This is a genomic window from Carboxylicivirga litoralis, assembly GCF_025499605.1.
GTDB lineage: Bacteria > Bacteroidota > Bacteroidia > Bacteroidales > Marinilabiliaceae > Carboxylicivirga > Carboxylicivirga litoralis.
On record NZ_JAFMVC010000013.1, the window covers coordinates 47,296 to 59,844 of the forward strand.

Annotated in this window: 10 protein-coding genes; 6 read left to right on the plus strand and 4 right to left on the minus strand. The window is 39.1% G+C overall.

What is annotated here, in order from left to right:
- Positions 1-72 precede the first annotated feature (72 nt).
- From J1N10_RS12970 to J1N10_RS12980, 3 genes are read left to right on the plus strand one after another with little or no spacing between them, the layout of a single operon-like run.
- The gene (locus J1N10_RS12970) at positions 73-705 is read left to right on the plus strand and encodes a hypothetical protein (RefSeq protein ID WP_262327143.1); all 633 of its coding nucleotides are present in this window, start codon (positions 73-75) and stop codon (positions 703-705) included.
- A gap of 7 nt (positions 706-712) precedes the next feature.
- The gene (locus J1N10_RS12975; protein WP_262327144.1) at positions 713-1,567 is read left to right on the plus strand and encodes a DUF3822 family protein; all 855 of its coding nucleotides are present in this window, start codon (positions 713-715) and stop codon (positions 1,565-1,567) included.
- Complete coding sequence (locus tag J1N10_RS12980; protein ID WP_262327145.1) at positions 1,558-2,091, plus strand: RsmD family RNA methyltransferase; 534 nt, start codon at positions 1,558-1,560, stop codon at positions 2,089-2,091. The genes J1N10_RS12975 and J1N10_RS12980 overlap by 10 nt, the downstream gene beginning before the upstream one ends.
- A 12-nt stretch (positions 2,092-2,103) precedes the next feature.
- Here J1N10_RS12980 and J1N10_RS12985 read toward each other — a convergent pair whose 3' ends face one another.
- The 4 genes from J1N10_RS12985 to J1N10_RS13000 all read right to left on the minus strand — a co-directional run bounded on the left by J1N10_RS12985 (position 2,104) and on the right by J1N10_RS13000 (position 7,191).
- The gene (locus tag J1N10_RS12985; RefSeq protein ID WP_262327146.1) at positions 2,104-3,561 is read right to left on the minus strand and encodes a helix-turn-helix domain-containing protein; all 1,458 of its coding nucleotides are present in this window, start codon (positions 3,559-3,561) and stop codon (positions 2,104-2,106) included.
- Between the two features lie 357 nt (positions 3,562-3,918).
- Positions 3,919-5,025, minus strand: a complete 1,107-nt coding sequence (locus tag J1N10_RS12990) for a methyl-accepting chemotaxis protein (RefSeq protein ID WP_262327147.1) — start codon at positions 5,023-5,025, stop codon at positions 3,919-3,921.
- A gap of 518 nt (positions 5,026-5,543) precedes the next feature.
- The gene (locus J1N10_RS12995) at positions 5,544-7,034 is read right to left on the minus strand and encodes a helix-turn-helix domain-containing protein (RefSeq protein WP_262327148.1); all 1,491 of its coding nucleotides are present in this window, start codon (positions 7,032-7,034) and stop codon (positions 5,544-5,546) included.
- A 34-nt stretch (positions 7,035-7,068) separates the two neighbouring features.
- Positions 7,069-7,191, minus strand: coding sequence for a hypothetical protein (locus J1N10_RS13000; RefSeq protein ID WP_262327149.1), 123 nt, complete (start codon positions 7,189-7,191; stop codon positions 7,069-7,071).
- Positions 7,192-7,396: 205 nt separating this feature from the next.
- Here J1N10_RS13000 and J1N10_RS13005 point away from each other — a divergent pair, with 205 nt between their 5' ends.
- The 3 genes from J1N10_RS13005 (at position 7,397) to J1N10_RS13015 (ending at position 12,496) form a co-directional block, all read left to right on the plus strand.
- Complete coding sequence (locus J1N10_RS13005) at positions 7,397-7,552, plus strand: hypothetical protein (RefSeq protein WP_262327150.1); 156 nt, start codon at positions 7,397-7,399, stop codon at positions 7,550-7,552.
- A gap of 103 nt (positions 7,553-7,655) precedes the next feature.
- On the plus strand, positions 7,656-11,273 hold the full coding sequence (locus tag J1N10_RS13010; protein ID WP_262327151.1) for a LamG-like jellyroll fold domain-containing protein: 3,618 nt from the start codon (positions 7,656-7,658) through the stop codon (positions 11,271-11,273).
- A 5-nt stretch (positions 11,274-11,278) separates the two neighbouring features.
- Positions 11,279-12,496 (plus strand): leucine-rich repeat domain-containing protein, encoded by a 1,218-nt coding sequence (locus J1N10_RS13015; protein ID WP_262327152.1) that lies wholly within the window; start codon positions 11,279-11,281, stop codon positions 12,494-12,496.
- Positions 12,497-12,549: the final 53 nt, after the last annotated feature.

A 12,549-nucleotide genomic window follows, 5' to 3' on the forward strand; every position in this document is an offset into this window, starting at 1 on the left:
CGCAATAAAAATCGGTAGTTTGATTTTTTTTTTAAATTTGTGACTTCAAACTAAAACAAAAATCCGAAGATAATGAAAACAGTTATTCAGATTGTTCTGACTATTTTAATTATTGCGCTAGGATACTTCTGTGTTGAAAGTATTCAAAAACCGATTCGTTTTCAAGAGCAGCATGCTTTAAGAAAAGATGCTAACGTTGAAAAACTAATGTATACCAGAGATGCACAGGTAGCTTATAAATCTGTGTTTAATAAGTATACAGGTAGCTATGACACTTTAATTAATTTCATCTTGAATGACTCGCTTCCATTGGTTAAAAAAGAAGGTAGTTTAACTGATAGCATGCGAGCTGAAGGAATGACAGAGATTAAAGCGTTGGCTTTGGGAATTATTAGCCGTGATACCATTCGTGTTAGCGTAAAAGATTCTTTATTCCCAGCTGGATATCCTGTTGATTCATTAAAATACATTCCTTTCATTGAAGGAGGCAAAATGTATGAAATGGGCGCAGGTGTCGTAGTGACTGGTTCTGGTGTTAAAGTACAGGTGTTCGAAGCCAAAGTACATAACAACATTTACCTGGCTGGTCTTGAGCCACAAGAAATTATTAACCTTAACGATAAGACCGAGAAATTGGAAAGATATCCTGGCCTTAAAGTGGGTTCGTTAGAAGCAGCTAACAATAACGCAGGTAACTGGGAATAATTGTTTTATGACCAAGACATACGTTGTAGATCAGTCGTTTGACGCAAGTATTACAACATCTTATTTTTTGTCCATCCGATCATCATCGGGTGGACTTTCTTTTTGTGTACTCGACCCGGTTACCAATACTTACATTGCCTTTGCCAATATTCCGTTTATTGATACCAGCAAGGACAATATAAAAACGCAAGAAGTATTATTAAAAGAAGAGTTACTGCAGTTGCCATATAAAAAGGTGTTCTTCTTGTACGAATCGCCCAAAGCTACTCTGGTACCTTCAGCTTTGTACGATAGCAGCAAGCACAACGAATTGTTCAAACTAAACCATTCTGTTAGTGAAGAGCCATATGAATTGGTGGCTCAGAAAATTAAAATGGCCGATGCCTGGAATATCTGCAGTATTCCGCAATTTATGTATCACCTGGTTAAAACACAGTTCGACAGCATTGAGTTTTACCAACATTATTCACCATTTGTAGAATCTTGCTTAATTGCCAGTCAGCTGAAGAAACAGGAAGTGGTGATGCACATCGCCGTGCACGATACGTTTTTTGACTTACTGGTGATTAAAGATAGAAAAATGGTATTGTGCAATTCGTATGCCTATGCCAACGTGAATGACTTTCTGTATTTCGTCTTGTTCACTTTCGAGCAATTAAAGCTTGAAGCTGAAAACACCAATGTAATGGTTCATGGCTTGTCAGATAAACAGAATCCTCTTTATAAAGAGCTTAAAAATTATCTCCGCCAAGCCAAAATGGCCAATCCAACACCTCATTTTAAGTTTAGCAACCATATGCGGATTAAAGAAGGTGACAAGCTATTGTTCCATAATTTATTTAACCTGTCCATATGCGTATAATCAGTGGTTTATTAAAAGGAAGGCGTTTTTCGCCACCCAAAAGTTTCTCTGCTCGTCCTACAACCGACATAGCACGTGAAAGTTTATTTAATGTATTAAACAATCGCGTTGATTTTGAAGATTTGTCCGTATTAGACCTGTTTGGTGGAACCGGTAGTATCTCCTATGAATTTGCCTCGCGCGGCTGTGAAGCAATAACCACAGTAGAACTAAATTATAAGCATTTTAGCTTTATCAAATCAATGATTAAAGAGTTTCAGCTCGATAACTCGATCAGTGTTATTAAAGCTGATGTATTTAAATACCTTAAGAAGTGTAGTTTTAAATATGACCTGGTATTTGCCGATCCGCCATTCGATTTGAAGGACTTTGAAACGATTCCTGATCGCTTCTTTGAAAATAATCTATTAAAAGAAGATGGTGTTTTTATTCTGGAGCATTCCGATAAAAAGTCCTTTGACAATCACCCTCGTTTTAGTGAAGTAAAAAAATACGGCAAAGTACACTTTTCGTTTTTTTCATAGCCCTTATAAATCCTAATTTGACTTGAGCATCTGGTATTCAGCCGGCGAAAAATTGGTTCGTTTTTTAAACTCACGGTAAAAAGTAGTTCGTGAATTATAGCCAAAACGGGTAGCCAAATAATCAATTGAATAGCTACAACGGACATATTCATCACTATCAAAAAACGAAGTAGCTTCTTCAATCCGAAGATCATTAACCAACTCACGAACACTTTTCTGATAATGATTTTCAATAGCTTTAACTACATCTTCCCGTTCTTCATTAATCGACTCACTTATTAAACCAAGTGAACATTCGGGCTTTAAATAGGCTTTTGACTCAATCAGATAACGTGTAAGCTTCTTGTACAATGCTATATACTCTTGCTTATCGGTTACTTCTGTTAAATGCTCTACAGCTTCTGCTTCCGCTTTAATCTTCGCATGCTCGCTCTCCTCTTTTTTGCGTTGAAGCTGCTCCAAAACAATCACGAGCGCAACGCAAATTAAGGTTATAAGTAAAGTAATCACACTATAAGTGAGGGCATTATTGGCCATCTGGCATTGCATCACATAAGCGATACGATACGTATTATTCCCAAATTTAAACGTGGACCACTGACCAACATACCTGACTCCCTTGTAACTAAAAGGTATAGCCCGAGCCGGGTAGGAATTTTTATCGGGTGTTAGATTCAGAAAATATGTAACCAGGTCATTGTTCTTTAAACCAGGCTTCGCATTTTGCAATACCCCCGCCTTACTGGATATCCTCACATGCGTTTCATCATCGCTAAGCACAACAAAATTATATTTACTCATTGTTGCACTTAACTTACCCACCAAAGCCGGTAACGACACTTTTAAACTAATGGCATGTACCCTACTCTTCTTATCATTATTGGCCCTGTAAAGTGAAAATACCGATTCGTTTAATAAGGGTGAGTTATAAAAATGTGAAACAAATACTTTTTGACTGTTTACTTTTGATCGATGTACCCAGTCTTTTTCAAATTCATCAATTGTTAATTCTTTATACCAGGTATCATTAATAGCTATGGTCCCATTGCGAATTGTTAACCGTTGAAACCGGGCGATTCTGCGTTCAACATCTTTCAATTTGATTCTGAGATAATTATTATTCCCCACCTTAATTACCTTCACATGCGTTTCATTCTGGAGGTAAGCTTTAATGCCGTGCAACACGTCATATTCATTCATATAATCAACCCATAACTGGGTGAGCTTGTCATAATTAGTATCTACTGGCAAGGTAATGTCGCCCTGTGATAATTTTAGTAACGAGTAAATTGTTTGCGCTCCCCTCGACTCAAGCTCATCAAGTTTTAAAATAGCATCCTGCATCTCATGGTTGATGTGCTCAATCATTCGATCATTCGACTGCAAATTATCGTGAACAGATAAAGCTGAAACAACAATTAAAATGATACCAGAAATTAATAGGATCAAAACCTTAACCTTAATGCGCATATCTTTTGTAATAGTTCAAATAATAAAACAAAGCGCAAAAAAAGTAAACCTCCCTGACAATGAGCTATTCTGTGACTGTGCATCTGTTCATTTAAAAACGCTCATCTGCACATCACCCTAACACATAACACATATAACCCTCTCCCTCAAACCTAAACATCACATTCTATTTAAACACCAACATTTGAACAAACATTAAAATGCACTGCAAACAAACCAAAACACCTTAGCCGTTTAGCTAATTGGGCGTTTTTATACCTAAAAAATAGCGTGGGCTTTTCTAATCAGAAAGTCAGATAATACCGTTTACTAATCAAAATACAAATGGTATAACAACCGGCTTCTGCCCTATCCTGCTTATAGCTTGAAAAATCCGATCACATCCTGAAGGCTCTCTGCCTGGCTTGTCAGCTCCTCAGCATTGGAAGCCAACTCTTCAGCTACAGCTGCCCCTTGTTGGGTATTGGCATTTAGCTGCTGAATCGCACCATTAACCTGCTCCACACCATTATTTTGCTCATAACCAGCCGTCGCAATTTCCCTCACCAGGTGCGATGTCTTTTCAACCTCCGGCTTCATCTCGTTTAATAGCTGATTAGCCTGCTCTGTTTGCATGCGAGTGGAGTCGGCCATAACAATAATGTCATCGGCTGCACGTTTACTGTTCTCTGCAAGCTTTCTAACTTCGGCGGCCACAACTGCAAACCCTTTACCCATATCACCCGCTCGGGCGGCCTCAACAGCGGCATTCAATGCAAGAATATTTGTTTGAACAGCAATTTCATTAATCACCTTTACCTTCTCCGAAATATCATTCACAGCCGTATAACTTTTATTCGATACATCAGAAACGTTGGCAATTTTTGTAGATGATTCAGCGGCAATAGTAGATGTTTCATTGGCGTTGTCGGTATTACTCGCAACATTACCTGCTATCTCTTCCATGGTCGTTGATATCTCTTCTAATGAAGAAGCCTGTTCGGCTGAACCAGATGATAATTCTTCAGCCGAGCTGTTTAATTTACTACTTGCCTGCAACAGCAGACTGGCACCATTGCTGATGTCTGAAATAACATCGCGCAATTTCTCTGATAACTTTTTTAATGAGTTGTTCAACACGCCCAACTCATCTTTAGAATCAGTCGCTTCGATAGAAACACTAAGTTCCCCATTGGATAGACTTTCGAGCTCTTTGATTGCTTTTTCAAGCGGTTGACGCAACACCTTGTTGATATACATAAAGAGCAGCACCCCTACCAAAACATTTAATGGCGTTACAATATATTGAAAATAGCTGGCGCCATAGAATTCAATCGATTTGGTAAAAGCTACAAAAATAACGAAAGACACTGTTAACATACTAAAACGAAACATGATTGATTTCTTAAAAATCAATCGTAAGGCAATAATCGCTATCGGTATTGTTAAGAATGTCTTTAACATTTCAATCATTAAATCACTCATGTTTTCCCCTTTAAATATTACTTGTTTATTATCGTCACTATTCTAACAGAGTAATTAAACACTCTTTCCGAGAATGTCAATATATTTATTCCCCATGTACGGTATTATATCAACAAAAGTGTCCATTATTACTTACCCTTTACCTCTCCCTTAAGGTTCAATGACACTATAACGTTCCACCAATGCAAAGGTTTGTTAATAATCCCTAAATACTAGCATATTAAAACATGATTTTCAGCACGCACTAATCCCAATAAACACTTGAATATCTGAACTTAGTCGCTTTCCTGAACGATTAATAGGTTTGTTCAACAAGGCGAATAGCATTACTTGAACTTGTAAAGCTGACCATTATACCCAGCTCTCATTATGGCTGAAGAAGACTGATTCCTCAATAGTTAACTCATTATCTATCAAAGAGAAGATAAAATTTTTTAACTTTAAATTCAGATATTCGATATTATTGAGCCGCAATTCTAACGCTTTGAGAGCATAGGCACTCTCATCAAAATATAAAATTAGGCAATTATTTTTTTTATGGTCTGAAACTCAGCGGGTGTATAATTGGTTCTTTTCTTAAATTCCCGATAGAAAGTAGTACGCGAGTTAAAACCAAATTGCAAAGCTATCGAGTCCATTGAATAAATCATGGCATTACTGTCTGATTCTAGAAACTGAATAGCATCCTGAATACGATAGTCATTTATCTTTTCTTTTATCGTTTTGTTTTCAAAGTATTGAATAGCATTCTTTATGGATTCGCGATCAATTCCAATCTGCTCACTGATATGACCCAAACTATAATTAACATTCAGATAGGGTTGACCAGTACTTAAGTGTTTATTAATAGCCTCAACTATATCACTTTCGTTTTCACCATTCACATTAGCAACTTGTGTCATATCGTTATTCTCATGCTGAACGCCTATACTTTCTTCAATCAACCGCGGAGGAATCTCCATAGCTCCTTTTTTATACATAATCAGCAAAAGAATCAACACCATAAGCTCAAGACCAATAACGATAAGATAAATAATTTGCTCCATTGTAATTGGATTGACTCGACCAACAACTGCTAATTTATACTCCTGATTACCACTTGATATAAGCATCCATTGCCCCATATATTTAGTACCTTCACTGGTGTATTCCAAAGGGCTATCGGGGTAAAACTGTTTATGAAGCGTTTTGTCCAAAAATGTTTTGACTTCGGCTTGAGTAATCTTAAATGATTGATTTAAAACTCCATCTCCATTATCTAAAACCACATGCTGCTGCCCATCCGACAAAATAAACATATTCTCCGTATAACTACTTTGATAAACAAGCTGTGCTAACGGTTGTAAAGCAAATTTCACACTTATGATTTCTAAAACAGCATTCTCTGTTTTATTACGTTTTGATATTGACAGAACCGGTGTTTTTAATATTGGATCGTTGTAAAATCCAGAAGTAACCACGGGTTCATCTGTTATTCTTGATTGATACACCCAATCATTTTTTATTTCTTCGCTGGTAAAAGGTTGAAACCAGCTCTTTGTCACCGCGATTCCGTCAGCTTTGGAACTAATCTGCTGACAAAGAACTTCCTTCGCTGAGTGGGTATGAATCTTACGAAGGTATTTATTGTCTCCCAATCGAATAATTTTAACATACGTGTCATTTCTAAGCTGTCCCTTGATACCATATACAACATCATATTCTTCGATAAAACCCATCCACATCCAGGTTATATTATCCATATAACGATCTTGATCCTCTATTTCGAACTTGGCAATGCTTTTTAATATGGCGGTCTGAGCCAACTCTGCCCTTTCCTTAATATCTTCTAATCGACTAGTAACCAGTAGTAGGTCAGCCTTCATTTGCTTATTCTGTTCATCTAGCGAATGCCCGCTAAACTGATAAACAAGGAATGACGCAACAATTAAAATACTTGTTAAACCAATTAACAATTTAAGATATTGACGCTGCCGGCTCATTTTCTCATTGCACTCAGGTGTCTGCATATCATCACTTATTAATGTCAATTAAACTCTAGTATTAGCCATATAAAACTGGCGTATTCTTCAGCAACTTACCTAAAAATTGAGTAGCTCCATTGTGTTGCCCGCTTGCCCAATCAATTATCAAGCCAAACTCTTTCTTCACCACAGAAACGGACATATCTCCTTGTTTTTATGGTCTTTATCACACTCCAACAGACATGTTCATCTTTCCATTTGTTCATATGCCCGCATGCCCTTAGAGAATACCAAATTCATAGAACAAGCCACTCTATTTTTGCGCTGTAAAATCATTAATGACTTATTGCATAAACTCTAAAATGTCAAAAAGAAAATACAGCGCACCAAGCATAACAGTACATCATATGGATAGAACCATTTCTATGGCCATGTCATCACTGCCTGATCCAGGCGATGGCGAACCAGAGCTTCCAGGCGGAGCTACCACACCGCCTACAAGAATATTTAAGCAAAATACATTTGTTGAAGTCAATCCGTTTGAATCATCACCTTTTAATTAAAATAGAATCCATGAACCCCTCTTCCAATTTAACTCTGCATTCCTCGACTGACCGGAATCGAATTGTGAAGAGCGTTCACCCTAAGCAAATAGCCATCACCATCATGAAAAGGTTAAATACATACCTGTTAATCTTTACACTACTTAGCTCTTCATTTGTGCTGACAGCAGGCAACAAAGCCAGCCACACCTCGCTGTACACCATAGATTTTAAAAAGACCACCCTTACAGATTTAACAACGAATGGCTGGACTTTCTTCTCCATCAGTCTACCCGAAGGGCAAGAGCCGGAAAGCTTGCCTGCTATTACCAACCAAGGCCTTCGTCTGTCGCCCTACGAGTCAACATCACCTTTATTCACACCTAACCAGGGTAACCCTATTTCGGAAGCCTACAGTGAAATAACCATCAGTATACGTTACCGGCTCAGTAAAAAAAACATTGGCTACGACGACTACCTGAAAATATACCTGGATAACACGATTCCTCAATCAGCTTTAAGTAAAACCAAGATATTGCACGATGAAAAGGCTCAAAACGGTTGGAAAACCTTTGTTTATACCTTAACAGAAGCTCAGTTAAATAGCACGGCAATAAGTCTGCAGTTTTATACCGGATCGTTTTTACCCAATATTGAAATTAAAAGCATTGAAATATCAGGTTTACCTGCTGACGAAACACCGATACTATCTGCAGCTTTCACTGCCGAAAGCCAGTATCTGGCAACCGGCGACACACTGCGCTTAATCGACCTTAGCGACGGATATCCTACCACCTGGCATTGGACTATCAACAATGTAACCACAGGTTCTGATCCTATTTATTCCAGCAGTAGTCAACCGACTATTCCTTTAACCGAGGATGGCTTTTATGATGTCACACTTGAGATAGAAGATGCCACTACTTCGAGTTTTAGTAGTCAAGGCCACTACATCACTGTTGGCTGCCCTTCTTACGCCGAGAACATCACAGACGGTTATATAGCTGGTGTTACGCTTATGCAGGGCGAAACAGAAATATTCAGTCAAACTTCTGGTGCTGAGACAAGTGCCTTTTATAACCTTTCGTCATCGGCAGTTATAACACCTGAGGAAGAACTTACCTTAGCAATAGAATTGGCAGAACTAAGTAATGATGAAGGCGGACTATTTGCTGACAGCGTTTTGGTTCGTGTGTGGTTCGGTTATTACTCCAACACCTCTGAATTCACAGATAACTACCTGGATATTCCTATAGAAGTAGTCGGAACCAGCGGCTCAGGCACCATCACATTTAACACCCTAGCAACGAGTGCCCCGGGTAAATTTATCATGCGTCTTAAATTATCGAATACCACAGGCGACCTGGATAATGCCTGTAGTAAGGTAGCCAATGGCGAAGTTGAAACCTATGCACTAACAGCTGAACACAGCGCCATTACCAACTATCTGGGCAATTCATTAGTGTTTAACGGAGGGTATTTACAGGTCGGCGATGGCGTTTCAGCTGAAAATGGCATCTATAAATCCCCCCAGTCGGAGTTTACAATTGGGGGATGGGTTAAAAGAACCAGTTTAGGCGATTTCTCACTGTTTTCGCAAGGAAGCGGCGACAATGATGCTGACAAAAGTTTTGAGCTAAGAATGGTTGATCAGCAAATTGAGGTGCTCATAGACGGCAATATCATTATCAATACAGCAGCTCGCGATACGAAGCACAAACAGGCATGGAGCCATGTATCGGTAGTGGGGACTGGTTCTGAAATACAACTCTTTATCGCCAATCGCTTAATTAGTAGTGCTTCCCTCGAAGGTCCGTATTTCATAAATAGTGCCACTGATACGTACACCCGCATTGGCGACAGTGCCTTCAGGGGCGAACTGGAAGGCACCCGCTTTTGGTCTGTGGCACGTACAGCCGAACAATTAAAAGAAGGCATCTACAATACGATTGACACTAACAGTGAAGGGCTATTGGTTTACTACCAATATAATTACGGCACGCTAACGGGGCAATCGTTGATTCATGACTGGCACGGACATCAACATGCAACCATACATGGTGATCTTGGGGTAACAAAATCGTTTGCTCCTTTTTTATTTAAACCAGGAGAAACAGTACTAAAATCAACAACTAGTAATGAGACTGTGGCCGACATTTTTGATCCGGCCAACTGGAGCTGGCATCCGGCCGAGCTACCCAATAAAGATAGTAAAGTGGTGATTAATAATGATACCAGAATGGTGATTAACACGGACGGCCAGCCTTTGACTGTTTCTTCGCTTGAAGTATCGCGTGGCAGCAAAGTGTACATCGCCGAAGGTTCATCACTGGACGTCAGGGACAGCATCATTTTCCGAACCACCTATGAAAAACCCAGCTCCTTCTTAGGCTTTGACAAACTCAGTAATATTGATGTCGATGTTTATGTAGAGTACTTATTAACCACCGATCGTAACTGGTACCTTGGAGTCATTGGCGATAATGTGAAATTCGCTGATTTGAATGGCACCATGTATACGGATGATACGGAAACACAGTGGGATTACTACGTCTATAGCTGGCTCCCGGCAACAGGATGGGTTTTATTAACGGATGACCAACAAACCATTGAACCTCTTAAAGGTTACTTGTTTCATACAGCGGTTGATGAGCCGCATCTATTTTATAATGGACGAGTTAGTTACGAGCAAAGTCAATCCACGGTGCTTAGCGAGCGTGGCTACCATCTGGTATCCAATCCTTTTTGGTCCTATTTAAGCCTTTCAGAAATGGTGAATGAAGAACATGCCGGCTCGGCCAACTTCACCAATGGCACTTTTAATCAATCGTTTACCTTATGGACCACCATTGATAATGCCCGTGTGTATGCCCATTATGATGCAGCCAACGGCATTGCCAGTCCGGAAAACAGCCTTGATGAAAAAGGACTGTTAGCGCCAGGGCAAGCCTTTTTCCTTTACAACAATGGCACAAATGCCACCTTCGAAATCGACAGACGCATGCTGGCTGAACCTGAAGGCACCAACCCCTCATTGAAGTCGACCACCAAAACAAGTAACCAGGTCTTGCGCATCAGGGTGAGCAATGAGCACAGTACCTATGATGCCGCTGTAGCACTTCGCAACAACGGCTCATTCACTAAAACAAAGCAAGATACAGAACTACGCAAAGCCAAAGGAAAAACCCCGATGGTATATACCATTAAAAATGATGATGATAACGTTCGTTACGATTTAGCCATCAACATTTTGCCCGATGACTTTGAACGCCTCGTCATACCTATTGGCATTGACATCTATGCCGATGGAGTGGGCACCCAGACATTAGAACTATCCGGTCTTGAGGCATTGGAGAACATAACAGCGACAATTGTAACGCCCGATGGACAAACATACACAGCTAAGGAAGCTCATTCGATAGAAATATATATGCCAGAAGCAGGTACCATTGAAGGCTATCAGCTGGTTCTTGAAAGAGTCACTACTTCAATTAATGCGCCGGAAAGTGAGGACTGTCCATATATTGTTAATAGCAGTAATGGCCGCATATTCATTACGGCGAAAGACTATCGTGAGCCTTACACTATTAATATTACAACGGTTAATGGCACAACGCTATTAAAACAAACTATTAATACCAATCAATACGTTTTTACAGCCCCTTCATCAGGCCTGTATATTGTTTCAATTAATAGCCACAACACCCAGTATTCAGTAAAAACAATTGTAACTAAAAATTAAGCGTTATGAAACTAGCTATTCAAACCGCAATATCCCTGTTTTTTTCATTTGTGATGCTCAATAGCTATGCACAAACAAGTGAAGAGATTTGTCAGATGACAAGCCAGAAAAAAGCAGGAGACACGTTTGATATTTTCATTAAAGCATCGCAACCTACAACTGTCATAATCGATTTTGGAGATAATACCAATCAATCGTATTTGATAGGAACGGATTACACAAGCATTAACGGTCAAATAGGTCAGACGCAAACGGTTACCATTAAAGGTGAGCCTGCTAATATTACCGGCCTTATTGCCAACAACAACCTACTTTATGACATTGACCTTAGCGCTCTTACCAACCTTGAGGAATTGTATTGTGGTAAGAACAAGCTTTTAAACATCAACACAAGCACTAATAAAAAATTGGTGACACTGGATGCAACCAACAATATGCTCTTAGACGTAGACCTGAGAAACAATATGAACTTAAAAGATTTGTGGCTAACTAACAATGAGTTAAGTAACATTGACATCAACAATAATAAAGAACTACAAATACTACACATCGCTGAAAACAACTTATCGGAGTTATCGATTAGCAACAATACCGAACTTCAACAAGTTTATTGTAATCGTAACAAAATCAGCCAGCTCGACATTAGTAAAAACAAACGCCTTCATGCCCTTAATTGCAAAAGTAACCTACTGGAAGATTTGGAAATAAGTGCCAATAAGGAACTTATTTACCTGGCCTTCTGCTTTAACAGGGTAACCGTATTTAATGTTAATGACAATCCCAATTTAGCCGATGTTTGGTGCGCCGGCAATCAGCTGGAGGTGTTAAACCTTAAAAATTGCGACAAGCTCAATAACTTAGTTTGCCCAAAAAATAAACTAACCCCTTCGAGCCTTTCTCTACCGGATGCTATGCTTTCGGAGCTATACTTTATGGATCAGGATTTCATTAATATACAACAGGTAATCGCCATTGATGATTTTATGGATCTGCACACCTATGGCATCCCCAATCATGATAAACTTAGGATGGTCTGGAAAACTACAGATAATCAGGTCTTAGTGCAAGGTATCGATTATACGAGCAAAGAAGGCAGAGTTCGCTTTATCAGAGAGCAAAACGCTAAGGTATACTGTGAGATTACACATAGCGACTATAATAATATGTTGCTGCAAACAACAACAATACGAATAGCCAATTTCGACAATCCAATACGAATGTAAACCGATAACTTATTGGCATCGCTTATAAATAAAGGTTAAGATGAATCTACTTA